Origin of the sequence: Flavobacterium aureirubrum (assembly GCF_038739835.1) — a bacterium.
GTDB classification, from domain to species: domain Bacteria; phylum Bacteroidota; class Bacteroidia; order Flavobacteriales; family Flavobacteriaceae; genus Flavobacterium; species Flavobacterium aureirubrum.
On record NZ_JBCGDO010000006.1, the window covers coordinates 49,933 to 74,627 of the forward strand.

Below are 24,695 nucleotides of genomic sequence, written 5' to 3' on the forward strand. Positions count from 1 at the left end.
TTTATTCCCAAAAAAAGATGATTACACCACCATTTTTAAAACAAGGAGACACAGTGGCTCTAGTTTCTACCGCTCGAAAAAACGTTGAGGACAATTTAAAACCAACCATTGACATGCTTGAAGGTTGGGGTTTGAAAGTAACAATTGGCAAAACAATTGGTTTATTTCACCATCAACTAGCTGGAACCGATGAACAACGTGCGGAAGATTTTCAGGAACAATTGGACGATCCAAATATCAAAGCCATTTGGTGTGTTCGTGGCGGTTATGGAACCGTTCGAATTATTGATAAACTCGATTTTACCAAATTCAAACAAAACCCAAAATGGATAATTGGTTTTAGCGATGTAACCGTTTTACACAGCCATTTAAACCGAATGGGTTTTCAATCCCTACACGGCATTATGCCAGTAAGTGTAGCAAGAGCAACCGATGACGCCAAAAATTCACTTTGTACCGCTTTGTTTGGCGATAAATTGGAATACGAATTGGATTGTGATGCTTTAAATCATGTTGGCAAAGCCAAAGGCGAATTAGTTGGAGGCAATTTATCGATTTTATACAGTTTGTTAGGTTCAGAATCAGCCATTGACTGCGAAGACAAAATTCTTTTCATCGAAGATTTAGATGAATACATGTATCATATCGACCGAATGATGATGAACTTAAAACGAAACGGTTGTTTAAGCAGTTTAAAAGGAATCATCGTTGGCGGAATGACCGATATGAAAGACAACGAAATTCCATGGGGAAGAAATGCTTTGGAAATTATAGAAGATACAGTTAAAGGATTGAATATTCCTGTGATTTATAATTTTCCTGCCGGACATATTCGAGACAATCGCGCATTGATTTTCGGGAAACAAATCACGATGGAAGTAACTGCTGAAAAAAGTAAAGTAACTTTTGAATAGACATTTTAGACTGGCTTAGACATTTTAGATTTTTAGATAATCTAGAAGTCTAACAATCTAAGAAGTCTAACAACCTAAGAAGTCTAACAATCTAAAAATGGCTGAACACAACGAACTTGGTAAACTAGGAGAAGAAATGGCTGTGCAATTTCTGCAAAAAAATGGTTATGACATTTTAGAAACTAACTGGGTTTTTCAAAAAGCGGAAATCGATATTATAGCCCAAAAAGGAACTGTTCTCGCTATCATTGAAGTTAAAACTCGTTCAACAGTAGATTTTGGATTGCCACAAGATTTTGTGAAACCAAAAAAAATTCAATTACTAGTAAAAGCAGTAAATGAATATGTAATTTCAAATGATTTAGAAGTTGAGGTTCGCTTTGATATTATCTCAGTTTATAAAGAAAATAACCAATTTAAAATCGAATATCTCGAAGATGCCTTTTTTTATTTTTAAAAAACAATTCTTAAAATTTTTAAAAAAAAATTGTTTAAAATTGAATTTCAATAACTTTACAATGTATAAAATTATGTATCATGATTAAAAAATACCTACTGTTATCAGCATTACTTTGTGTAAGTCATTTTATAGCACAAAATAAGTTAGCCACAAAAGTTTCTGAACTACAGAGTTTAAAAGCTGATTTTAAGCCGTTTTCTGTGTTGTCAGTTGCCCAGAATACGATTAATTTAGACGTGAACAAAGTAGTAGATGGCGCTACATTGGCTACCATTAATTTACTAAAAGTTAATGAAATAGTTTCTAATCAATATGAAACTATTGAACTTGAAATTCCTTATCAAAACCAAAATATTGAAGTGCTTCTTTATAAAGTAAATCCGTTTGCCGAAGGATTTCATGTGGATACTGACAAAGGAAAAAATAGCAGTTATCAAAAAGGAGTTTATTACAGAGGAATTATAAAAGGAGAGACCAACTCTGTTTCATCTTTCAATTTTTTCAACGGCGAATTTAATGGAATAATTTCAAGCCGATCACTTGGAAATTTAGTGATTGGTAAATTGCAAAAGCTTAATAATTATATGGATTACATTGTTTATTCTGATGCTAAAATGAAAGTTTTGAATGATTTTGATTGCCATTTTAGTGAAGACGATGCACCATTTCAAAAAAATGAAATAGGCAGTAATAACGTGAATAGCGATCGATGTACGACATTTTATTTTGAAATAGATAATGATTTATATGTTCAAAACGGAAGTAGTATTACCACTACTACAAACTGGATGACGTCAGTTTTTAATAATGTTCAAATGTTATTTGAGAATGATGGAATTACAGTAGGTTTAAAATCCTTATTTATCTGGACAGAATCAGACCCTTATCAAGGCATTGGTACTAGTTCGGTTGCCTATCTTAATGCATTTCGAGCTACCAGAGTTGTCTTTGACGGCGATGTAGGACAGTTAGTAGGAATTGACCCTGGAGCATTAGGTGGTGTAGCATTTTTAAACACATTATGTACACAAAACAATTTTAGTTATTCTGATGTTAATTTTGGTTTTGAAACAGTTCCTACATATTCGTGGACAGTACAAGTTATAGCGCATGAGTTTGGTCATTCTTTAGGTTCTAGACACACACATGCTTGCGCATGGAACGGTAATAATACCTCAATTGATGGTTGCGGAACTCAAGCTGGTTTTCCTGAAGGAAGTTGTGGAGTTGGTCCAATTCCAGCGCCTGATGTTAAAGGAACAATTATGAGTTACTGTCATTTAGTTTCTGGCGTTGGAATTAGTTTTACAGAAGGCTTTGGACCACAACCCTCAGCCTTAATGTTGGCAAATGTGAATAGCAAAACATGTTTAAGTTTTGATTGTACATCAAGTTGTTCTAATACTATCACTGAAATAATAATTTTAAACGAAACGCCAACTTCTATTTCTTTAACTTGGTCAGATGCCGGAACAACAACTTCATGGCAAGTGGCTGTTACGCCATTTGCCTCTACAAACGCACAATGGAATACAGTAACAACTAACTCTTTTACAGCAACCGGACTTGATCCTAATACTTATTACAGCGTAAGAGTTAGACCATTTTGTTCTGGTGGTTTTGAGCCATCAAATAGAGCAACCATAGCAGCAACAAAAGCATCTAATTTTTGTGCAAGCGTCCCTTTTACCGATACAGGAGGAACAACAGGAAATTATACAAATAGAGAATCATGGGTTAGAACAATGACTCCCAACAATCCTGATTTAAAACTTAGATGTACCTTTTTGAGCTTTAACCTTGAACTGGACTATGATTTTTTATATATATATAATGGACCCAATGAGTTTTCACCTTCTTTAACACCAATCGGATTAACTGGACCATCAACTCCTGAGATTTTTAATTCTACCGCGTTTGATGGATCGCTTACCTTTAAGTTTGTTTCTGATGCGTTCGATACAAGAGCAGGTTGGAATGCAAATATTACGTGTACTGGAACTTTAGGCATTGATGATGCTGATTACCTTGATTTTTCTTATTATCCAAACCCTACAACAGGAAGAGTGGCCATGATAAGTAATACGCAAATCACCGATGTCAAAGTATATAATGTTGAAGGAAGATTGCTTTTCCAACAGAAGAAAAACGACATGGAAACAGCAGTAGATATTTCGCAGTTTTCTACAGGAACTTATTTCTTCAAAGTGAGTTTTGGCGAACTAGAAAAGAACTTTAAAGTTTTGAAATTATAATTACTTTTTCCTTCGATAAAAAAAGTCTCAAGAAATTGAGACTTTTTTTATTTTTTCATTAATTCCATAAATTCCAATGCTCTTGAAATCGTTTTTACATGGTCGAAAGTGATGAGTAAACGTAATCCGTTTTTGGTTTCTTTCTCTTTCATTTTACAGATGTTCCCATGCTGCTGAACAAACTGCAACATTTGACGGAATTGTTTAGAATTATAATAAGCCGATTGTTGGTCAGAAACAAAATAACCTATCAATTTCCCTTGTTTCATAACGAGTCGCTCAATACCCATTTGCGTCGCAATCCATTTTATTCGGATGCTATTCAATAGTGATTTGGCTTCCTTCGGCAATGGACCAAAACGGTCAATTAGTTTTGTTTCATAAGATAATAAACCTTCTTCGTCTTTAATAGTTCCTAATTCGTTATACAAATTCAACCGTTCCGAAATACTATTGACGTACTCGTCTGGAAATAACAATTCAAAATCAGTATCAATTTGTAAATCTTTTACATACTCTTTAGTGTCATCGTCATTGTCGTCGTGATACAATTCTTTAAATTCGTTTTCTTTCAACTCTTCAATGGCTTCATTCATGATTTTTTGATAGGTTTCAAATCCTATTTCATTGATAAAACCACTTTGTTCGCCACCCAATAAATCGCCCGCGCCGCGAATTTCCAAGTCTTTCATCGCAATGTTAAAACCGCTACCCAGTTCGCTAAATTGTTCTAAGGCTTGAATTCTTTTTCGAGCATCGTCTGTCATAGCAGAATAAGGCGGACAGATAAAGTAACAAAACGCTTTCTTGTTGCTTCTTCCAACACGACCACGCATTTGATGCAAATCGGACAAGCCAAAATTATTAGCATTATTGATGAAAATAGTATTGGCATTGGGTACATCCAAACCACTTTCGATGATGGTTGTTGCTACCAAAACATCAAAATCACCATTCATAAAACCGAGCATTAATTCTTCTAGTTTGTTGCCTTCCATTTGACCGTGACCAATACCCATGCGTGCATCGGGAACTAATCGCTGAATCATTCCGGCAATTTCTTTGATGTTTTCTATTCGGTTGTTGATAAAGAAAACTTGTCCGTTGCGCTGAATTTCATAGGAAATCGCATCACGAATGAGTTCTTCATTGAAGCCAACGACTTGCGACTCGATTGGATAACGATTTGGTGGTGCTGTGGTTATTACTGATAAATCTCTTGCTGCCATCAACGAAAACTGTAAAGTTCTCGGTATCGGTGTTGCTGTCAATGTCAACGTATCTACATTAGCAGCAATGGTTTTGAGCTTATCTTTTACATTAACGCCAAACTTTTGTTCTTCGTCAACAATCAGTAAACCCAAATCTTTAAACTGTACGTTTTTATTCACTAATTGATGTGTTCCAATAATAATATCCAATTTACCCGAAGCCAATTCTTCTAACGTTTGTGCTTTTTCTTTCGCTGTTCTAAATCGGTTTAAATAACCTACGCGAACAGGCATTTCTTTTAATCGTTCGGTAAAAGTTCGGTAATGTTGGTAAGCCAAAATGGTTGTTGGCACTAAAACCGCCACTTGTTTACTATTATCGACTGCTTTGAAAGCCGCGCGAATTGCCACTTCTGTTTTTCCAAAACCCACATCACCACAGACTAATCTGTCCATCGGACGATCTTTTTCCATATCGATTTTTACATCTTGTGTGGCTGTGATTTGGTCGGGTGTGTCTTCATAAATAAAGGAACTTTCCAGTTCTTTTTGTAAATAACTATCTGGCGCAAAGGCAAATCCTTTTTCCAATCTTCGTTTGGCATAGAGTTGGATTAAGTTGAACGCAATATGTTTTACACGTGCTTTTGTTTTCTGTTTTAAAACCTTCCAAGCATTTGAACCTAGTTTATAAATCTTTGGTGCAGTGCCGTCTTTTCCGTTGTATTTCGAGATTTTATGCAGCGAATGAATACTTACATATACGATATCATTATCGGCATAAACCAGTTTTATAGCTTCTTGGGTTTTTCCTTCTACTTGAATTTTTTGCAAACCGCCAAATTTCCCAATACCATGATCGATATGGGTAACATAATCGCCTACAGACAGTGAGTTTAATTCTTTGAGCGTAAGGGTTTGTTTTTTCGAATACCCATTTCTGATAGTAAATTTATGATAACGTTCAAAAATTTGATGGTCAGTATAACAAGCAATTTGATTTTCTTCGTCTATAAATCCTTGATACAACGGTTGTACAACGGTGTGATACTGCTTGCGGATATTCTCGTGATTGGCTTCGTCTATCGATTCAAAAATATCATGGAAACGATTGGCTTGGGCTTCATTGGAACAAAACAAATAATTAGTATAACCATTAAAATGATTGTCGCTCAAATTGTTCAACAGCAAATCAAATTGTTTGTTAAACGAGGGTTGTGGTTGGATGTGAAACTCAAGCGTTTTTGTGGTTTTGAATAACGGTTTATTGGAGAATTCGATAATAGAAAAATCCAACGCTTGGCGCAGAAATGCTTTTTCATTTAGGAACAAATGTTCTGGCGAAGCGTGTTTGATTTCTTTTGATAATTTGTCAAACGTTTCATTTGCTTTGGCAAAAAGTTTATCCAATTGCGAAGTCAAAAATTCTGTGTTTTCGATACACAAAACGGTTTTATCGCTGATGTATTCTAAGAAACTTTCGCGGTTTTCTTTGATAAATTTATTTTCAAGATTGGGGATAATCGTAATCTTAGTTTGTTTTTCTAGCGAAAGTTGTGTGGCTACGTCAAACGTTCGAATGCTGTCTACTTCATTGCCAAAAAACTCTATGCGATAGGGATTGTCATTGGAAAACGAAAACACATCCAAAATACCGCCTCGAACAGAAAATTCTCCTGGTTCGGTGATGAAATCTACGCGTTTGAATTCGTATTCAAATAAAACTTCGTTGATAAAATCGATGGAAACATTTTCGCCAACCGCAATTTTTAGCGTGTTTTTGTCGAGTTCTTTTCGGGTCACTACTTTTTCAAAAAGCGCTTCAGGATAAGTCACAATTACGGCTGGTTTTTTGCGCGAATTAATTCTATTCAGCACTTCGGAACGCAACAAAACATTGGCATTGTCGGTTTCTTCTCCCGAAGCGTCGGGATTATACGGACGACGATACGAACTTGGATAAAACAACACATCATTAGCGCCAATCATTTGCTCTAAATCGTTGAGAATATAAGCAGCTTCTTCTTTTTCGTTAAGAATGAATAAGAAAGGTTTCTCACTTTTCTTGAAAATCGCCTGAAAAACAAACGATAATGACGAACCCAAAAGGCCTTTTACCTGAATTTTAGTCAAAGGTGTTTCAAGTGCGTCAGCTATTTGTTTGACTTTTGTTGCCTGTAAATAACTGTTATATAAAGCGTTTTGGCTCAAAGCTTACTTATAGGGTTTTATGTTTAAATCATTGGATGGGATTGCCCTTGTTGTGTCTAACATTTTGAGCATATCGTTTTCGCCATCTTCCATTTTTATATTGTTTTTGCGATTTATTTCATCGAGTTGAAACTGCATTGCTACTACTTCAACATTGGTCTCTTGAATTAATTTCGCGATTTTTTCAACAGGAATTTGGTTCAAATGGAGATATAAATTAATGGTATTGATTTTAGTGGTGATGGCCGCAATTCTGCTTTTGACTTCTGGCAAATTATAGGCTATCGGAATGTTATCGTTTAATTGTAATGCTTTTACTGACAGTGTTTTTGCTTTTTTTTGAAAAGCACCAATACTGCTTTTAGGCTTTTGTCCCAGTTCGCTAAGAAATGCTCTCCATTCAGACCATGAACTAAGCAAAGCACTTGCGGTTGGGTTCACAGGTTGTGTATTAAAATTCCAAGCTTTATCGATGTTGTTAAAGATTATTTCCTGTTTTTTGGCTTCTTTTACTTGTTCTAAAACACGAATTTTTGGATCTTCTTGACACGAAGAGAAACAAAATGCAAGTAGAATAAAAGTTAAAAAAGGGAATTTCATGGATAGTGTTATAGCATCAACGGTGCAAAGGTAAAACTATATATTCTTTTAAGGAATTTTAGATTATAAAAATTAGCACTACTACACATTTTTTAAATTGACAGATAAGTTGGTGGCCATTTTATATCTTCCTTAAAGCATTATGGATCAATAATTAATAATAAAAAAAAACTAAGAGCATTTAATGTTAAAGGCTAATAAAGAGTGAAGATGTCAGCAATTTTGATAAAAAAAACACTGCTATAGCAAAGCCGTAGGCAATAGTAGAATAGTAATAGCTAAATTTTATATGTTAATAGCCAATAGAGATATAAAAATAGTGGCTTACTGGTAAAAAATAATTGTCCGTAAACCAATAGTAGTTGTCCGTAAAGTAAAAATACTCGTCCGAAGAGTAAAAATACCTGTTAGTAGACTAAAAATACTTGTCCGAAGAGTAAAAGTATCCGTCCGAAGAGTAAAAATACTTGTCCGAAGAGTAAAAGTAGCCGTCCGAAGTAAGAAAATATCCCCCTAAATATACATCGGAAGGTTTTTTACACTTTAAATATCAAATAGATAGCGATACAAAAGATAAAACAAAGAAAACAGACGGTTATTTTTTACTAAATAGACGTATTATCTTGCGATAAAACCAGTTAAATAATAAGCCAAGTAGCTGTTTTATTGAGTTTAAAGAAGATTTTAACAACATTGAATTAGTTTTTCGGTGGTCAATTTGTTGATGGATGAATACGATATAGTTTGGATTTTTGATATTTTTTTCAGTAGAAATAGCCATTACTATTTTAGTTATTATTCTCCTTCTCCCAAACCCACACGATTACTGGTGTGGTTTCTGACTCTATAAACAATCCTCGTGAAAGTGCTAATATCATTGCCTTGCCCAAAAGTGAAAACGCCCAACTCAAGTTTGCTATTGCAGATAATAAAGGAAGATACAAGTTAAAGATAAGACAAAGCCTGATGTGCAGTTATGGTATACAATTTAGAAGTAGAGAATACTTTGTTTATACTTTTTAAGAAATAACATACTTCTTGTTAAATATTTATTAATATAGTCATAAAATTTTGAAAAGCTGTTTTTTTTTTTTTTCAATTTTACGTTGGTTAACCAAGAAATTAGTTATAAATTTAAATTTTATTAAAAATGAAAAAATTATTATTTAGTGCCGTGGCACTAGTGGCGTTTAGTAGTGTTTCGATGGGGAATACTATTGATCAGAGTAAAGTTGATTGTGCGGCAGTAAAGTCATCTACCATTATTTATTGCTATAATCAAGGCTTGTAGCCTGCTGAGGCGAATGAGATTGCAAATGCAGTTTTTGAACAATGTATCGGAATGAATGACAAATCAATAAAATAAGTATCATGAAAAAAATATTTCTTTTAGCGAGTTTAATCATGTTGTCAGGTCACGCAATGCCAAAAACATTGGAAGATATACAGGTAAGAGGAACTTGTGCAATTATATATGACAATGTATATAATTATTCCGTTACACACGGCTATTCGGAATGTGAGTCACAAGAAATGGCTGCAGCAGCATTTTTGCAATGTGAAAAAACAACAAAGAAGGGTATTAGATAAAGAAAATATCTATAAATGACTAATCAAATTCAATTAAATTTTAATTTGGTTAGTCACTAAAAATTAATAAAATGCTTCAATTAATATATCGTCATAATTTGTTTCTATTATTTATTCATATTTTCACAATAAGCATTAGTGCTCAGGTCAGAAATGGAAGTGTAGAATATGGATTGATTTTTGCCGAAGATAAAGAACTTGAAAATAGTGTTATGGCAACTTACTTTGCAGAAGCAAAAAAAAATGCTAAGTACATAACATTTACTTTAAATTTTAATAAAGATGAAATGTGCTTTTTTAAAAACAGCATCTTAAATATTGATGGGGTTGATACTACTTTCTCTACAGTTTTTAGTGGAGTAAATGGAAAAACTTATAGGAATAGAAATTCCGATATAATTTTAAATGAACAATATAATAACAATTTAGGTAATATTATTGTAACTAATGAACTCAAAACTAATTGGACATTAACAAAAGAAACAAAATTAATTGATAATTATTTGTGTTATAAAGCTACAATGACAATAGATATTGTAAATAGTGTTGGTACTTTTAAAAGACAAATAGTAGCATGGTATTGTCCTAAAATCCCAGTGCCATTCGGGCCAAAAGGATATGGTGGTTTACCAGGTTTAATTTTAGAACTACAAGAAAAAGGTGCAATTATCGGTGCTAAAAAAATAAGTTTGAATTTAAAAGAGATTGTAATTGCAAAACCCATTCAAGGTAAATTCTTAACACAAAAAGAGCTTAATGATAAAATTGAAAAAAAATAAAAGTAAAAATCTTATAAAAATTATAGTAACTTGTGTTTTTACGTTTTTTTCTGTTTCATTTCTTTTTTCACAAAACACGAAAGTTACTTATAGAGTTACTATTAATGAATACTCAAACTATTCATCTACCGCGACAGATGACCTTTTTAAGGCATCAGAATTTGCAGCAAATTTTACTACTTTTCATTTGATATACAATAATAATGAGATGTTTTTTTTTGCAAAAAAAATGGAAAATCTATCAGATGAAGAATTTGAAAATTTGTTGTTGATTTGTGATATAAATGGGAGTTATTATAGGCAAACAAAAAACGACTTTCTTTATCGCATTGTAGCAGAAAAAAACTTAATTAAAAACTTAACTTGTAAAAGTAAAGTTATAACTAATTGGAAGCTATCCAGCGAAAAAAAAATAATTCTTGGTTACGAATGTGAACGAGCAGATAGTATGGTTTATATTGATTATGGTAATGGAGAAAGTAATGGGACTTATAAAATAACCGCTTGGTACTGTAAGGATTTTAAATCAATATTTGGACCAAAAGGTTTTGGCAATTTGAATGGTTTAATTTTAGAATTAAATCAAAATTTAGTTACCTATACAGCAACAAATATTGAAGAAAGTTTTGAAGAATTTCCATTTAAAATGACTCCCGACTTAAAAATTATAGATGAGAAAGACTTTTTTATTTACTTTCAAAAATTGAGAAATAAAGATTAGTTTTAAATTATTGAATTTTGAAATAACGAAATCAAATCTTGATGTTTAAATTATTGTTAGCATTACTAACATTTTCTTTCTCCTTCTCCCAAACCCACACTATTACTGGTGTGGTTTCATAAATTAAGAGTAATACCAATTTGTTCACTATATTTTCAACAGTTATCTTTTATATATCTTATCAAGGTTGATTAAGAAATTATTTATAAATTTGGATAGTAGAAAATTATTATTTAGTGCATTAGCACTAGTGGCGTTTAGTGGTGTTTCGATGGGGAATACTATTGAAGTTGAGGAAACAGCTATAAATGAAAAGATTGAAGTTGTATCTCATAGATGGCCGCCATCGTTTATAAAAGCTTTGAACGAATGTGCACAAGTTTACAACGAAGTTTTGGCTACGTATACACCTGTTGTTGGCACTTCTCAAGCACAATTAATTGCTCAAGGCGCATGGACTGGTTGTATGGGTGGTATTTAGTTTAATAATAAAAATGAAAAAAATGAAAAATTTAGTATTCACATTAGTTTTAGCGTTTGGAATTAGTTCAGTAGCATTTGCAAATGATATTGAGTTAAAAAAACAAGAGGTTATTGATTGTAAAATCGAAACAAATATTTTAAAAATTGAAAATCAAAAAATTGAAAATTCAATTAATTTTAAAATTCCAAGAGGCATATTTGAACAAATAGCATATTGTGCACAAGTTCAAATGGATGTAAAAGAAACTTATACCGCAATATTTGGACCTGATAGAGCAAACTCTATTGCTTTAGGTGCTTTTATGGGTTGTATGGGTTATTTGTAAATAGTAATCAATCCATTTTTGTCTGAAAATGACAAAAATGGATTTTTTTTAAAAAAATGAAAACATATCTACCTCTCCTTTTATTATTTACATTTTCTTTTATTTACTCACAAAATAAAAGTGGTATTGCGACCTATAAACTTCAAATTGCTTTTGATAAAGATGCCTTAGAAGTGGATAAAAAATATGGTTACCTTCAAAAAGCAATTGATATTTGTAATGATTTAGAATATAAATTGGTTTTTAATAAAAATGAAGCTAATTTTTTTCAAGAAGAAAATCAAAAACTTGATATAGTTGCTACTAATATGGCAAATATTTTATCAGAAACTCCAAAAATATCCTACCAAAATATTGAACAAAATATACTTTTAAGTGAATTAAAAGCCGATGGCATTCTGATTCAACAAAAAGAATTTTTGATAAAAGAAGATTTAAAAATCAATTGGACTATAACATCTGAAAGTAAATTAATTGACAATTATTTATGTTATAAAGCTTTAACAACCAAAATTGTTTATAAAGGTGATAAAGGATTTAATGAAAATGTTATTGCTTGGTTCTGCCCAACTATTCCATTTTCTTTTGGTCCAACAAAATATTCAGGTTTGCCCGGATTAATATTAGAATTGCAAGAAAAAAATATTGCTTTTACTTTAAAATCATTAACTCTTAATGACAATGATATTGTAAAGATTATAATTGCTACAGCAAAAAAAACTATTTCACAAACTGAATATAATGATATTGTAAAAACTAGAATGGAAACCTTGCAGTCAATGAGTAAACAAAAGTAATTGAATGATTAAACTACTTTTTTTCCTCCTTTTCTCAACCCTTTCCTTCTCCCAAACCCACACTATTACTGGTGTGGTTTCTGACTCTATAAACAATCCTCGTGAAAGTGCTAATATCATTGCCTTGCCCAAAAGTGAAAACGCCCAACTCAAGTTTGATTTTGTGGATAAAATAGAAAAATAGCGGTTGAAATTAGCATTTATTATTTTGTTCAAAGATCAAACCAATCACTATTATTATCGTTAAATATTTGTTAATTTTGTCATAAAATTATGAAAAATCGTTTTTTTTTTTTTTCAATTTTACAATGGTTAACCAAAAGAAAAATGTATTAATTTTAAAAATTAGAAAAAATGAAAAAATTATTTTTTAGTGCCGTGGCGCTAGTAGCGTTTAGTAGTGTTTCGATGGGGAATACTACAGCGGTTGAACAAAAAGAAAGTGTTGTTAAAGTTGAAAAAGCTAATCCATGTAGAAGCACTTTTGAATACTACTTTAATCAAGCTTTAACGGCAGGTTATGATGCTGACTCAGCTTGGACCTGGGCAAGTTTTAACTATGATTTATGTACTAGAGGATTATCATGGGCAATTGTCGCTCCATAAATTAATTTAATCAAGCCTACTTTTTACGTAAAGTAGGCTCTTTAAAATATGAAGAAAATATCGTTATTTTTACTATTATCTTTTTGGAATATTTATTCTCAAAAAGACTCTTTACAGGTCGAGTATACTGCATATTATGCCATTGATAAAAGTGCTAATTCAAGTTCCGAAATAGATAAATCATTATCGCTTTTATCAGAAACTAAAACAAGTTTAAACTTTATTTTAAATGCAACTGGCAACGAATCATTTTTCTATCACAAAGATTTAGACAAAGATCTAAACATGAATTCAAAATTAGCATTAGCCTTGTCGGGCTACTTTGCACCAGTTTATTTTGAAAAAAGTAGTTTAAAAATTTTAGAAGACCATGACGATATGATTTTGGGAAAATATGTTTTATCGAAAAAATATAAATATCATAATTGGATAATTACAAACGAAAAAAAGCAGATTGCTTCTTTCACTTGCTATAAAGCATATGTAGATATAGTAATTACAAATCCAAAGGGGCAGTTTACTAATCGTATTTTTGTTTGGTTTACTAATGAAATACCATTTTCTTTTGGACCACTAGGATTTTCAGGACTACCAGGATTGATTTTGGAGATGGTTAATAAAAATGTCATTTATGGCGCAAAAATAATACGATTTAAACAATTTGATAATTTTAAAATCAACAAACCTGATGATAAAAATGCTATTACAGAAGACAAAGTAAGAGAATTAAGAGAAGATTTTTTGAATGGCAAAGATTAAAATGAAGCCGCTTCTTATTTTTATATTTTTTACAATTTTCTCCTTCTCCCAAACCCACACTATTACTGGTGTGGTTTCTGATTCTTTAAACAATCCTCTAGAAAGTGCTAATATTATTGCTTTGCCAAAGAGCGAAAATGCGCAACTCAAATTTGCTATTGCAGATAACAAAGGTCGATACAAGTTAGAGATAAGACAAAGCCTGATGTGCAGTTATGGTATACAATTTAGAAGTAGAGAATACTTTGTTTATACTTTTTAAGAAATAACACACTTCTTGTTAAATATTTGTTAATATAGTCATAAAATTTTGAAAAGCTGTTTTTTTTTTTTTTCAATTTTACGTTGGTTAACCAAGAAATTAGTTATAAATTTAAATTTTATTAAAAATGAAAAAATTATTATTTAGTGCCGTGGCACTAGTGGCGTTTAGTAGTGTTTCGATGGGGAATACTATTGAGATTAAGGAATTGGTTGCGAAAGATAAAGAAACCGAAATTGTTGCCGCAAGGATTTTTAATGATCCATGTTTAGGATCGTTTTTAAACACTTATGCTGCCAATGTACAAGAGTATGGCAGTGAAGTTGCCGGACAAATTGCGATAGGCGCATGGAATGCATGTAGAAAAGCGCTAAGCTTAGATGGTAATTAATTAAACAAGATATCACAAACTATTTTTTAATAGTTTGTGATTTACTTAACTATTATGACAAAAAAATTAATCATTATTTTAATAATTACAAATATATCCTGTTTGTTTGCACAAATTAATTCAGGCTCGGTTACTTACAAAATTTTATTTTCTTTTGGTGATGTAAAAAATGATATTTATAGAAATCAAGCAGTTTTAAATTCTGAAAAGTTGGAATATACTTTAACGTTTAATCAAAACTGTTCACTTTTTTCAGAAACTGACAAATTAACCGAAGATAAATCATCATTACGATTGGCAAGTGCCTTTACTGGTTACATAAATCCTGTGTATTATTCAAACATTGACAAGTCATTTACCTATAACAATTCATTTTCGCCACTCGTAGATTATTTTGAGTTTAGAATAAAGTTTATCGACACAATCGGATGGAAAATTAGTGATGAAGTTAAATTCATAAATAATTACAAATGTTTTAAAGCAACAAGCCAACGCGTTCGATATAAAAAGGATCGTGCATATACCTTCCCAGTGACCGCTTGGTTTTGTCCAGAAATTCCCCTACCATTTGGACCAATGGATTGCGCAGGATTACCCGGTTTAATTTTTGAATTAGAATACGAAAATGCCTCTTTTGTTTTGGACAAAATGGAATTAAATAAAAATGTAAAGGTAGAAGAGGTCAAAAAAGGACATATCGTTACTGTAAAAGAGTTTAATGATATTTTTAATACTAGACTTAATGAAGCAACTAAATATTTAAAAAATAAGTAAATTTTCTACTTTTCCGTAAATTATTTTTTAGTGCCTACGCACTAGTGGCGTTTAGTGGTGTTTCGATGGGGAATACTGTTGAAATCGAGAAAAAACAAATAGTTAAAAAATTTGAGAAAAAACAAATTAAAAAAAATAGTGATTGTCATGCTCTTAGTTTTACAGTTTATATAGCATCTAGAGAATCTGGTTTATCAGTTGAGGAATCTACAGCCAATTCAAATACAGCATACTGGCAATGTATGGGTGCAGCCCTTCCAAAAGGCATTAGATAATAAATTTAATAACTAACTGTAACTAACCCATGTCACTTTTTATTAAAATTGAAAGTGACTTGGGTTTTTAAATAATTTTAAAATGTTGAAAAAAATCTATTTATTATCTATTTTTTCGTGTTTTTTTGTTTTTTCGCAAGGAAAAACTATTGAGGTTGAATATGGTATTATGATACTTCACGAGGAAAATTTATTTGAAAACAACCAAACCTTGAAATCAATGCTTGAAAAAGCTACGGTGAATGCAAAAAATGAAACATTTAAACTTTTATTAAAAAACGGAAGTTCTAAGTTTTTTCATTACAACATATTAACCAATGAACAAAGTAATCATTCTACTCCATTGTTTGTGAATTATAATGGTAAAGTTTATTCTGTAAAAGATTCTATTTATTTACAAAGTAGCATTCTGGGTGAAAATATTTATGTAAAAAATAAGCAAAAGGAAGATTGGAATGTAACTAATGAAAGTAAGTTAATTGACAACTATAAATGTTACAAAGCAACAAGTATTTATCAAGTTATAAGCCCAAATAAAGTATTTAATCATCCTGTAACGGCATGGTTTTGTCCAGATTTACCTTATAATCATGGTCCAAATGGATATGGTAATCTACCTGGTTTAATTTTAGAATTACAAATAAGAAATGCAGTCTACGGCATTAAAAAAATAATTTTTGACTCAAAAGAGAGCTTTAGTTTACAGGAATTACAAAATATAAAAGTTTTAACAGAAAAGGAAAGAGATGAAATATTGGAAAAAGGAGTCCTAGAAAGGAAATAATTATAAATGCTAAAAATCTCATTGCTCTTTATTTCCATAGATGTTTCCTCCCAAACTCACACTATCATCGACGTGGTTGCTGTTTTTACAAACAAATATCTTTTACAATTATAACTAGGGGTTAACCAAGAAATTAATTGTAAGTTTGAATTGTAGGTAGAATTATTATTTAGTGCCGTGGCACTAGTAGCGTTTAGTAGTGTTTCGATGGGGAATACTATTGAGGTTGAGGAGGAAAAAGCAGTAGATTGTATTGCAGTTGCAGTTGCAGCACTAGATGCTGCAGATCCAAATAACCAATGGACAACATCGCAATCAAATGCTTTTTATCAAGGACAACTAAATGCATGTTACAAAAGCACAAAACAGTTGACAGCAAATTAAGTGCTTGATTTTGGGTAGAAATATTTTCTACCCAAATTTTTAAAATTTCTCGTATGAAAAAAATATTAATTATTATTTTTATCTTTACTTATTGTTCGATTTGTTTAGCTCAAAATAAATCAGGAATTATCGAATATGCAATTGCGGCAGTTGATGTGCCATTATTGGACAATAAACCAAGAAGTGAAATGCTTTCAAATATTATTGAAATTGCAAAATCCCAAAAATTTGAATTAAAATTTAATAATAATGCATCTAGTTTTAATCAAATTTTACTATTGGATATTGAACAATATGATGAAAACACGATAAATCTTGCTAAAATTGCTTACACTACAACTGACGCTTATTTTCTAGATGTTAACAGAAAAGAGCTTTTAACTAAAACCGCAGAAAATATTTTATTAAAATCAAGTTCAATAAACTCAGGATGGAAAATTTTAACGGAAACAAAAAAAATTGATAATTACTTGTGCTATAAAGCAATCTATGAGTACGAATATGTTGCTAGAAACAATACAAAAAAAACAAAAATAATTACTGCTTGGTTTGCACCAAGTTTACCTTTCCCTTTTGGTCCGATAGAATTTCATGGATTACCAGGCTTAATTTTAGAATTAAATAAGGACTACACGACTTATCAAGCAGTAAAAATATCATTAATAAATGAACATATAAAAATAGATTTTCCAAAAGGAAAAACAATAACTCAAGAAGAGTATGAGAAAAAAGCGTTATCAGGAAATTAAATGACTAGAATTCTTTTTTTCCTTTTTTGTTCTATTTCCTTCTCCCAAACCCACACTATTACTGGTGTGGTTTCTGATTCTATAAACAATCCTCTAGAAAGTGCCAATATCATTGCGTTGCCAAAAAGCGAAAACGCCCAACTCAAGTTTGCTATTGCAGATAATAAAGGAAGATACAAGTTAGAGTTAGACCAAAACGTAAAATATGAAGTAACGGCTTCTTACATAGGTTATATAGAACAACTTTTAGTCGTTGAGCCCAATTCGACCCTTACTACTCATAATTTTAAACTTAAATCAAGCGGACAACAACTTAAAGAAATTGTTATTAAACACGAGTACAAACCCATTGTGGTCAAGAAAGACACAGTAACTTTTGACGTAAAATCATTTGCTAACGGCAACGAAAGGAAGATGAAAGAAGTACTAGAAAAATTGCCCGGTGTAGAAGTGGATAAAAAAGGAAATGTTACTGTTCAGGGCAAAAAAGTAACTAAAATGCTTGTGGAAGGCAAATCGTTTTTTGGTGGCGGAAGTAAACTCGCCGTCGAAAACATTCCTGCTGATGCACTCGATAAAATAGAAGTGATTGACCATTTTAACGAAGTAGGTTTTATGAAGCAAGTCTCCGATAGCGAAGACCTCGCCATGAATGTAAAACTAAAAGAAGATAAAAAGAAATTTCTTTTTGGCGATATTGAAGCAGGTATTGGTAACGATAAATACAGTTTGGCTCACGCAGGATTGTTTTATTATTCGCCCAAAACTAATGTCAGTTTTATTGGTGATGCTAATAATATAGGACGAAGCACATTTACTTTTGAAGACTTGATGCGCTTTGATGGTGGCGTAAGTAGTTTTCTGTCGGGTAGAAAATCATTGAGTAATTTATATGCATTTGCTAACGATAATAGAGATGTAGTTGCAAACAAGTCGCAGTTTGGCGCACTCAATTTTAGTCTTGATACTTCCGATAAATGGAACGTTTCGGGTTATGGTATTTTTTCAAAAGTGTTTATGGCATCCAGAAATGAAAACACCAACGAATATTTACAAAACAATGCCATTAGTTTTGAAAATCAGTTACAAAACAATGATAATCGTTCGGTTTTAGGCATTGGAAACATCAAGTTTGATTATTCGCCTAACAAAAAAGAAAAATGGTATTACAACGGACAATTACAATCGAGTACCAACGATATTGTAAGCACGTTAAACTCTATTACTAATCTAAATAGCAATACCTTTGAAACCATCAGCAATGCCGATTACGTTTCTGTAAAACAATATGTTGAGTGGCACAAACAATATAAAAACGCCAATCATACTACTACTTTTGTTGTCAATCATGCTTATGAAAACAACCGTCCACAAAATACTTGGTTTACCGATCAACCTTTCCTAGAGGGTTTAATTCCGTTACAAACCGATACAGCGTATACCATTGAACAAGTCCAAAAAATAAAAAACAACAGTGTCGATGCCTTGCTTAAACATTATTGGATTATTAATAACTTCAACCATTTGTATACCGTTATTGGAAATAATTATGGGTATTCTAATTATCAAACTTCCGAAAAACAATTGTTGACTGATGGCTCGGTCAATAACTTTGCATCGGCTGGTTTTGGAAACACTACTAATTATCAATTAAATGATGCCTATATTGGGTTAGAATATAAGTTCAAAATAGGCAAATGGACGAATAAACCAGGACTATATTTACATCAATATGATTTAAAAACTACCCAAGAAAATTCAAATTTTATAATTTCTAAAACACTTTTACAACCCCAGTGGAATAGCGATTATGAGTTTAATAAATCAGAAACGTTGAATTTCAATTACCGTTTAGTCAATGATTTTCCCGAAGTTTCACAACTCGCCAACCGGTTTATGCTACAAAGCTATAACACGGTTTTTCGAGGCAATGCCCTGTTATCAAACGAACGATATCATGCTGGGAATTTGCGCTATTCTAAAATGAATATGTATCGAGGACTTATGGTAAACGCCATGGCAAGTTTTAACAAAAAAGTAAAAACCACCAGAAACGTAATTATTCTTGACGGAATAAACCAGTTTAATACACCTGTATTGTTAGATAATCCAGAAACTAACTGGCGCTTGAATGGTTTTATCAGCAAAAAGATTTATCGATTTAATTTAAAATTGAGTACAAACATTGGCTGGTTTAATTACATCCAAACACTTAATGATGTAACAACTACAAATAATAGAAATAACCAAGAAGTAGGCATTTCTATAAAAACAGCCCATAAAAAATGGCCCGATTTCAGTATTGGTTACACCAAAGGGTTCAATCAATTTTCGGGATTAACTAATTCCAATTTTCAATCAGATGCCATTGATACTAATTTAGAATTTACTTTTTTAAACTATTGGATTTATAAAATGGAATATCAAAATCTACGAAATACCAATAACAACAATCAGACTAACTTTTTTGAAATGGCAAACACGTCGTTGCGCTATCAAAAGAAAAATAGTCCATTTGGTTTTGAATTGAGTGTCAATAATATGTTTAATCTACAAGCCAAGAACGACTTTTCATTTTCCGATTTTGTGATTAGTCAGCGACAAACTTTTGTGATGCCACGAGTAGTTTTGTTTGCTATTAGTTATAAACTTTAGCCGTCAGTAATCATTCCATTATACGAAAACCTTATCTTTGTTTATCTAAAACACATTAAATGGACACAAAAATCCTAATCATTGGTGCTTGCGGGCAAATAGGTACTGAGCTTACTAAAAAGCTTCGCAGTATTTATGGAGTTGATCATGTAATAGCATCAGACATTCGAAAATTGAATATCGATATCGTTAACGAAGGTATTTTTGAAGTAGTTAATGCTTTAGATTACAATCAAATTGAACATTTGGTAGAACAATATCAAATTACAGATGTCTATTTGATGGCGGCTTTACTCTCGGCAACGGCAGAAAAGAACCCAGCATTTGCTTGGGATTTAAATATGAATTCGCTGTTTCATGTTTTGAATTTGGCGAAAGCCAAAAAAATTAAAAAGATATTTTGGCCTTCGAGTATAGCCGTTTTCGGACCTACAACACCACGAGACAATACGCCACAATATACCATCATGGAACCCACAACCGTTTATGGAATTAGTAAACAAACGGGCGAACGATGGTGTGAATATTACCATCATATTTATGGTGTTGATGTGCGAAGTATTCGGTATCCGGGATTAATATCTTGGTCAACTGAACCTGGCGGAGGAACAACTGATTATGCAGTAGATATTTATCACAAAGCGTTGAAAGAAGGAAACTATGAATGTTTTCTTTCCGAAGAAACGGCCTTGCCCATGATGTATATGGACGATGCCATTCGTGCCACAGTCGAAATTATGCAAGCCAAAGACGAAGATATAAAAATTCGTTCTTCCTACAATTTAGCAGGCGTTAGTTTTACTCCAAAAGAAATAGCCGCCGAAATAAAAAAGCACATTCCAAACTTCACAATTTCGTACAAACCCGATTTCCGTCAGAAAATTGCCGACAGTTGGCCAGCCTCTATTGATGACACTGCCGCACAAAACGATTGGAACTGGAAACACCACTTTGACTTGGCTTCTATGACGGTAGAAATGTTAGAAAACCTTAAAAAGTAGTTGGCAGTTTTCAGTCTCAGTCTCAGTCTCAGTTTTCAGTTAATGAAACTAGTGAAAACTGCGACTGAAAACTGTTTACTTCTTCAAACCACCAATCAAAGCATCTTCTATAGTTGCTTTTATTTTTACAACCTCATCCACATTATCATTAGGAATGGTCATGGAAAGGACGTAGTGTTTTATTTTCCACTTTCCATCGGTGAGAACTACTACGCCCGAACCGCGACAGATTTTCATTTGTGTGTCTAACAGTTCGTCAAACCAAGCCAATTTTTTATCCTTGCTGAAATAAATATGTCTTTCCAAAGCCGTAAAACTCCATGCTTTGCCTTTGTCAAAATAAGGTTTTGCATAAGCTTGAAAGGCTGTTTTGTTCCAATGTTCAGTAGCATCAGTGCCAATGAAAATCGCGTCCTCGGTTAGCGCGTCAAAATAATTGTTGAAATTAGCTTCGGCAGCCGCTTTGTGCCATGCATCCAAGGTATTATTAATTTGCTGTTGGACTTTTTCTTGAGCGTTGTGGACAGAGACACAAGATGTGAATAGTATAAAAAGAAGTACTTTTTTCATAAGAAACGGTATTTTGATTTGCGCTATATTCGTGGTTTACTTAGCCATTAAAAAAAGAGAATGATAACAAAAGTAAAGATAGGAATTGCACTATTGATAACGGTGTAGTTTTTGTATTTTTATAAAAAATAATCTAACTATGAACAACAAGCAATTAATGGGTGTTTTGCTCGTGGTAGTACTAATTGGGTTTTCACTTACGAGTTGGTATTGTGCTAAGAAAAGTGCTGATGAAACCACTATTTTGCGCAAAAGTAAATTCGACACACAAGATTTAACCTTGTCTTTTGATAGTTTGCAGGTAACCACATTTTATGCAAAATATCCCAAATTGATTTTGTACAAAAAACAAACCTTAGCGTTTTACCAAAAAAATCAGTTCACCTATATCTGGTTTAATAAAAAAGGAAGAAAAGAAACGGCCGATGTGATTTACAACAAAATAAATAATTTGTTTGAAGAAGGCATTCAAGCCAAAGTGCCCTACAAAGGCGTTATAGATGCCTTGTTTCAAAAGGAAATAGCCAAGCCCAACATCGAAACCGAATTGTTCCTAACCAATTACTATTTCTATTATACAAACAAAGTGCTGCAAGGCATTGACAACGAAAAAATAGAGGAGTTAGGCTGGTTCTTGCCTAGAAAAAAGCAGTCTTATGCAGATTATCTCGACTCGCTATTGATTAATCCAAAATTAATGGAGGAAAAAGAACAGCTGATACCTCAATATTACAAACTCAGAACGGTTTTACAAAAATACAGAACTATCGAAAAAAATGGCGGTTGGGAAACCATTGTCATTCCTGAAGGTTTCACAGCAATAAAAGCGGGTGATAGTACGGCAACGGTAGCGCAAATAAGAAAACGTTTGTTTTTGACTTCCGATATCGACTCTGATAACAAAAGCGCACGTTATGATGAGCCATTGCAACAAGCCGTTGTAAGATATAAAAAGCGAAATGGTTTTACCGAAGACACTGTAATTTTGCCCAAGCACATTGCAGAAATGAATGTGCCAGTGAGTGACCGAATAAAAACTATTATGGTAAACATGGAACGATGCCGATGGATTGCCACCGATATTTCAAAGGCAAAAGAGCTGATCGTTGTAAACATTCCATCGTATCGATTGACCTATTTCAAAGAAGGAAAAGCCGCTTTGGTTTCTAATGTTGTGGTAGGAACAGCCATGAATAAAACGGTGATTTTTAGTGGTATGATGAGTTATATTGTTTTCAGTCCTTATTGGAACGTGCCTACGAGTATTAAGAACAAAGAGCTACTTCCGGCGATACAAAAAAACAAGAATTATTTAGCCAATCACAATATGGAATGGCACAACGGAAACATTAGACAGAAGCCTGGACCGAAAAATTCACTAGGACTGGTTAAATTTCTTTTTCCTAATAACAACAGTATTTATCTGCACGACACACCATCTAAGAGTTTGTTCAACGAAGAAAAAAGAGCGTTTAGCCACGGCTGTATTCGGGTAGAAAAACCCAAAGAGTTGGCCAATTTAATTCTTGAAAATAATCCCAATTGGACACCCCAAAAAATAGAAGCAGCCATGAACGGTGGAAAAGAAAAGTGGTGTACTTTAAAACAAAAAATCCCCGTTTATATTGGCTATTTCACCTCATGGGTTGACGACGATGGCACCATCCATTTTTATAAAGATGTGTATGACAGAGATGCCAGCTTGGCTTCGGTTTTGGTAGAACAGTAGTTGGTTTGAGCTACTTTTTTTTAATCAAAAGCCTTACTTGTTCTTTACAATTGCTTTTTGAATATCTTTCAGGTCAGCCGTTTTAAAATTACTCACAATTGAGTCATACGCCATATACACAATTTCGCCTGTGGCTGCGTTAGTGATGGTGATCATTTTATCTTCAATAGTTTTAACAAACAACAAATAGTAAAACGGCGTTTCAGTAGTCACTATTTTATCGTTTAATGCTGCATCGGGGATTATTTGACACGAAAACGGGATATCTTTCAGCAGCTCTTTTTCCTCTTGCTTGCTTGATTCGTCCTTGTTGTTTTTATTGTATTTCACTAAAACATACTCCGGAATAAAAAGCGTTTGCGAAGCTACTTTTCTCAACTCTTCTTTAGTAACAATAGGCGTTTTGAAAGAACGTTCTTCGGCTTTGAGTAGCAACCGATTCAATTCTTGTACATAATTATAAACAACGCCTTTCCCCCAGTTTTTTAGATTTCCTACGGCATCATAGTCCATTTTATACAACGTACTCGGATTGTTTTGTGTGGTAAAATCGGGGAAAAGTTCTAGTGTGGCGATAGTAATTTTATCGGCTTGATTAAAGTGTTTTCTCTTTTTTGGGTCGTATTTAAACTTGCCATTGGTGGTCCAAAGTTCGAGATAAACATGGGTTTCTGTTGGTGCTGCTGCATTAGTAGAATTGGTCATATTGGCAGTAATAGTCACAAAACTGTTATTGGGTGCGATGTTTTTCTCCACATCGGTATATTTTATACAATCTACTTTAGAGAAATTCCACGCTTTTTTTATCAGCTCCACATACACTTTTGCTTTTGGCGAATTGGGATCACTCATGGCAAAAAACGTAGTGCCTTGTTTGATTTTTGCAATTTCAGCTACGTTGGTAATTGTTATCTGGCTAAAAACTGGGACTATAAAAAAAGTAAAAGCTAGTGTACAAAAAAAGGGAATTCGTAGTTTCATGACGAGAGCATTGTTTTGGTAATCAAACTTAGGAAAAAAAATGAAATAGGACGCTTTTTAAAAGGGATTTCATATGCTTGGTTTATAGTGGTAGAACATATTAGTTACTATATAGTTACTATAATGTAGTTACATACTAAGCATATTAATGACATATTTATAGTTGAGGGTTATTTTAGGCAAAACTATACTATGGTTTGCGTTTACATAATATAATGGTAATGTAAGGACAAGTAATTTACCTAGCTTATAAAAAACAGCTATTACTTTAAGAAAATAGAGTCTAGATGGTATTCTAGAAATTCTTTTTTTGGGAGATATTTAACAGGTTCTGTTATTTTGATATTTTCAGTATTTACGGCAAGTTTGTTCTGGATTTATAATAGCGGTTTGCGGGTAATAAAAACAAAGATAATCTTTGCCTTATC

Annotated in this window: 26 protein-coding genes; 22 read left to right on the forward strand and 4 right to left on the reverse strand. The window is 32.6% G+C overall.

What is annotated here, in order from left to right; genetic code table 11:
• The first annotated feature begins 17 nt into the window (after positions 1-17).
• The 3 genes from WFZ85_RS06465 to WFZ85_RS06475 all read left to right on the forward strand — a co-directional run bounded on the left by WFZ85_RS06465 (position 18) and on the right by WFZ85_RS06475 (position 3,629).
• Positions 18-914 (forward strand): S66 peptidase family protein, encoded by an 897-nt coding sequence (locus WFZ85_RS06465; RefSeq protein WP_342695472.1) that lies wholly within the window; start codon positions 18-20, stop codon positions 912-914.
• A 97-nt stretch (positions 915-1,011) separates the two neighbouring features.
• Complete coding sequence (locus WFZ85_RS06470; protein ID WP_342695473.1) at positions 1,012-1,371, forward strand: YraN family protein; 360 nt, start codon at positions 1,012-1,014, stop codon at positions 1,369-1,371.
• 80 nt (positions 1,372-1,451) lie between these two features.
• Positions 1,452-3,629, forward strand: a complete 2,178-nt coding sequence (locus tag WFZ85_RS06475; RefSeq protein WP_342695474.1) for a M12 family metallo-peptidase — start codon at positions 1,452-1,454, stop codon at positions 3,627-3,629.
• Between the two features lie 47 nt (positions 3,630-3,676).
• Here WFZ85_RS06475 and mfd read toward each other — a convergent pair whose 3' ends face one another.
• Positions 3,677-7,051: a transcription-repair coupling factor gene (mfd, locus tag WFZ85_RS06480; RefSeq protein WP_342695475.1), complete on the reverse strand. Its 3,375-nt coding sequence runs from the start codon at positions 7,049-7,051 to the stop codon at positions 3,677-3,679.
• Between the two features lie 3 nt (positions 7,052-7,054).
• Positions 7,055-7,651 (reverse strand): hypothetical protein, encoded by a 597-nt coding sequence (locus WFZ85_RS06485; protein WP_342695476.1) that lies wholly within the window; start codon positions 7,649-7,651, stop codon positions 7,055-7,057.
• Positions 7,652-9,022: 1,371 nt separating this feature from the next.
• Between WFZ85_RS06485 and WFZ85_RS06490 the strand changes: the two genes are divergently transcribed.
• The 18 genes from WFZ85_RS06490 to WFZ85_RS06575 all read left to right on the forward strand — a co-directional run bounded on the left by WFZ85_RS06490 (position 9,023) and on the right by WFZ85_RS06575 (position 20,987).
• Positions 9,023-9,241, forward strand: coding sequence for a hypothetical protein (locus WFZ85_RS06490; protein ID WP_342695477.1), 219 nt, complete (start codon positions 9,023-9,025; stop codon positions 9,239-9,241).
• Positions 9,242-9,312: 71 nt separating this feature from the next.
• Positions 9,313-10,020 (forward strand): GLPGLI family protein, encoded by a 708-nt coding sequence (locus tag WFZ85_RS06495; RefSeq protein ID WP_342695478.1) that lies wholly within the window; start codon positions 9,313-9,315, stop codon positions 10,018-10,020.
• Complete coding sequence (locus WFZ85_RS06500; RefSeq protein WP_342695479.1) at positions 10,007-10,741, forward strand: GLPGLI family protein; 735 nt, start codon at positions 10,007-10,009, stop codon at positions 10,739-10,741. Before WFZ85_RS06495 ends, WFZ85_RS06500 begins: the two co-directional genes overlap by 14 nt.
• 211 nt (positions 10,742-10,952) lie before the next feature.
• Entirely contained in the window at positions 10,953-11,222 is a 270-nt protein-coding gene (locus WFZ85_RS06505) for a hypothetical protein (protein ID WP_342695480.1), read from the forward strand.
• Positions 11,223-11,235: 13 nt separating this feature from the next.
• Positions 11,236-11,550, forward strand: a complete 315-nt coding sequence (locus tag WFZ85_RS06510; RefSeq protein WP_342695481.1) for a hypothetical protein — start codon at positions 11,236-11,238, stop codon at positions 11,548-11,550.
• 56 nt (positions 11,551-11,606) lie between these two features.
• Entirely contained in the window at positions 11,607-12,347 is a 741-nt protein-coding gene (locus WFZ85_RS06515; protein ID WP_342695482.1) for a GLPGLI family protein, read from the forward strand.
• A 4-nt stretch (positions 12,348-12,351) separates the two neighbouring features.
• Entirely contained in the window at positions 12,352-12,531 is a 180-nt protein-coding gene (locus WFZ85_RS06520) for a hypothetical protein (RefSeq protein ID WP_342695483.1), read from the forward strand.
• 170 nt (positions 12,532-12,701) lie between these two features.
• Positions 12,702-12,953 (forward strand): hypothetical protein, encoded by a 252-nt coding sequence (locus tag WFZ85_RS06525; RefSeq protein WP_342695484.1) that lies wholly within the window; start codon positions 12,702-12,704, stop codon positions 12,951-12,953.
• A gap of 48 nt (positions 12,954-13,001) precedes the next feature.
• On the forward strand, positions 13,002-13,712 hold the full coding sequence (locus WFZ85_RS06530) for a GLPGLI family protein (RefSeq protein WP_342695485.1): 711 nt from the start codon (positions 13,002-13,004) through the stop codon (positions 13,710-13,712).
• Positions 13,699-13,974, forward strand: a complete 276-nt coding sequence (locus tag WFZ85_RS06535; protein WP_342695486.1) for a peptidase associated/transthyretin-like domain-containing protein — start codon at positions 13,699-13,701, stop codon at positions 13,972-13,974. Before WFZ85_RS06530 ends, WFZ85_RS06535 begins: the two co-directional genes overlap by 14 nt.
• Before the next feature lie 127 nt (positions 13,975-14,101).
• Complete coding sequence (locus WFZ85_RS06540) at positions 14,102-14,365, forward strand: hypothetical protein (RefSeq protein WP_342695487.1); 264 nt, start codon at positions 14,102-14,104, stop codon at positions 14,363-14,365.
• 54 nt (positions 14,366-14,419) lie between these two features.
• A complete protein-coding gene (locus WFZ85_RS06545; RefSeq protein WP_342695488.1) occupies positions 14,420-15,139 on the forward strand; it encodes a GLPGLI family protein in 720 nt (239 codons plus the stop codon).
• A gap of 65 nt (positions 15,140-15,204) precedes the next feature.
• A complete protein-coding gene (locus WFZ85_RS06550; RefSeq protein ID WP_342695489.1) occupies positions 15,205-15,414 on the forward strand; it encodes a hypothetical protein in 210 nt (69 codons plus the stop codon).
• An 82-nt stretch (positions 15,415-15,496) separates the two neighbouring features.
• Complete coding sequence (locus tag WFZ85_RS06555) at positions 15,497-16,198, forward strand: GLPGLI family protein (protein WP_342695490.1); 702 nt, start codon at positions 15,497-15,499, stop codon at positions 16,196-16,198.
• A 177-nt stretch (positions 16,199-16,375) separates the two neighbouring features.
• The gene (locus WFZ85_RS06560) at positions 16,376-16,582 is read left to right on the forward strand and encodes a hypothetical protein (RefSeq protein ID WP_342695491.1); all 207 of its coding nucleotides are present in this window, start codon (positions 16,376-16,378) and stop codon (positions 16,580-16,582) included.
• A gap of 53 nt (positions 16,583-16,635) precedes the next feature.
• Positions 16,636-17,331: a GLPGLI family protein gene (locus WFZ85_RS06565; RefSeq protein ID WP_342695492.1), complete on the forward strand. Its 696-nt coding sequence runs from the start codon at positions 16,636-16,638 to the stop codon at positions 17,329-17,331.
• Entirely contained in the window at positions 17,332-19,986 is a 2,655-nt protein-coding gene (locus tag WFZ85_RS06570; protein ID WP_342695493.1) for a TonB-dependent receptor, read from the forward strand.
• 59 nt (positions 19,987-20,045) lie between these two features.
• Positions 20,046-20,987 carry an NAD-dependent epimerase/dehydratase family protein gene (locus tag WFZ85_RS06575; RefSeq protein ID WP_342695494.1) on the forward strand — a complete coding sequence of 314 codons (942 nt, stop codon included), beginning with the start codon at positions 20,046-20,048 and terminating at the stop codon, positions 20,985-20,987.
• 75 nt (positions 20,988-21,062) lie between these two features.
• Here the strand turns inward: WFZ85_RS06575 and WFZ85_RS06580 are convergent, their stop codons facing one another.
• Entirely contained in the window at positions 21,063-21,557 is a 495-nt protein-coding gene (locus tag WFZ85_RS06580) for a nuclear transport factor 2 family protein (protein WP_342695495.1), read from the reverse strand.
• Positions 21,558-21,696: 139 nt separating this feature from the next.
• On the opposite strand from WFZ85_RS06580, the gene WFZ85_RS06585 reads away from it, so the two are divergent.
• The gene (locus tag WFZ85_RS06585) at positions 21,697-23,286 is read left to right on the forward strand and encodes a L,D-transpeptidase family protein (protein ID WP_342695496.1); all 1,590 of its coding nucleotides are present in this window, start codon (positions 21,697-21,699) and stop codon (positions 23,284-23,286) included.
• Positions 23,287-23,319: 33 nt separating this feature from the next.
• On the opposite strand, the gene WFZ85_RS06590 is transcribed toward WFZ85_RS06585, so the two are convergent.
• Positions 23,320-24,267, reverse strand: coding sequence for a hypothetical protein (locus WFZ85_RS06590; protein ID WP_342695497.1), 948 nt, complete (start codon positions 24,265-24,267; stop codon positions 23,320-23,322).
• Positions 24,268-24,695: the final 428 nt, after the last annotated feature.

Coding starts and splice junctions, on each gene's coding strand:
- WFZ85_RS06465 (WP_342695472.1), top strand. CDS start 18: ATGATTACACCACCATTTTTAAAACAAGGAGACACAGTGGCTCTAGTT.
- WFZ85_RS06470 (WP_342695473.1), top strand. CDS start 1,012: ATGGCTGAACACAACGAACTTGGTAAACTAGGAGAAGAAATGGCTGTG.
- WFZ85_RS06475 (WP_342695474.1), top strand. CDS start 1,452: ATGATTAAAAAATACCTACTGTTATCAGCATTACTTTGTGTAAGTCAT.
- WFZ85_RS06485 (WP_342695476.1), bottom strand. CDS start 7,651: ATGAAATTCCCTTTTTTAACTTTTATTCTACTTGCATTTTGTTTCTCT.
- WFZ85_RS06490 (WP_342695477.1), top strand. CDS start 9,023: ATGAAAAAAATATTTCTTTTAGCGAGTTTAATCATGTTGTCAGGTCAC.
- WFZ85_RS06495 (WP_342695478.1), top strand. CDS start 9,313: ATGCTTCAATTAATATATCGTCATAATTTGTTTCTATTATTTATTCAT.
- WFZ85_RS06510 (WP_342695481.1), top strand. CDS start 11,236: ATGAAAAAAATGAAAAATTTAGTATTCACATTAGTTTTAGCGTTTGGA.
- WFZ85_RS06515 (WP_342695482.1), top strand. CDS start 11,607: ATGAAAACATATCTACCTCTCCTTTTATTATTTACATTTTCTTTTATT.
- WFZ85_RS06520 (WP_342695483.1), top strand. CDS start 12,352: ATGATTAAACTACTTTTTTTCCTCCTTTTCTCAACCCTTTCCTTCTCC.
- WFZ85_RS06525 (WP_342695484.1), top strand. CDS start 12,702: ATGAAAAAATTATTTTTTAGTGCCGTGGCGCTAGTAGCGTTTAGTAGT.
- WFZ85_RS06530 (WP_342695485.1), top strand. CDS start 13,002: ATGAAGAAAATATCGTTATTTTTACTATTATCTTTTTGGAATATTTAT.
- WFZ85_RS06535 (WP_342695486.1), top strand. CDS start 13,699: ATGGCAAAGATTAAAATGAAGCCGCTTCTTATTTTTATATTTTTTACA.
- WFZ85_RS06540 (WP_342695487.1), top strand. CDS start 14,102: ATGAAAAAATTATTATTTAGTGCCGTGGCACTAGTGGCGTTTAGTAGT.
- WFZ85_RS06545 (WP_342695488.1), top strand. CDS start 14,420: ATGACAAAAAAATTAATCATTATTTTAATAATTACAAATATATCCTGT.
- WFZ85_RS06550 (WP_342695489.1), top strand. CDS start 15,205: ATGGGGAATACTGTTGAAATCGAGAAAAAACAAATAGTTAAAAAATTT.
- WFZ85_RS06555 (WP_342695490.1), top strand. CDS start 15,497: ATGTTGAAAAAAATCTATTTATTATCTATTTTTTCGTGTTTTTTTGTT.
- WFZ85_RS06565 (WP_342695492.1), top strand. CDS start 16,636: ATGAAAAAAATATTAATTATTATTTTTATCTTTACTTATTGTTCGATT.
- WFZ85_RS06570 (WP_342695493.1), top strand. CDS start 17,332: ATGACTAGAATTCTTTTTTTCCTTTTTTGTTCTATTTCCTTCTCCCAA.
- WFZ85_RS06575 (WP_342695494.1), top strand. CDS start 20,046: ATGGACACAAAAATCCTAATCATTGGTGCTTGCGGGCAAATAGGTACT.
- WFZ85_RS06580 (WP_342695495.1), bottom strand. CDS start 21,557: ATGAAAAAAGTACTTCTTTTTATACTATTCACATCTTGTGTCTCTGTC.
- WFZ85_RS06585 (WP_342695496.1), top strand. CDS start 21,697: ATGAACAACAAGCAATTAATGGGTGTTTTGCTCGTGGTAGTACTAATT.
- WFZ85_RS06590 (WP_342695497.1), bottom strand. CDS start 24,267: ATGAAACTACGAATTCCCTTTTTTTGTACACTAGCTTTTACTTTTTTT.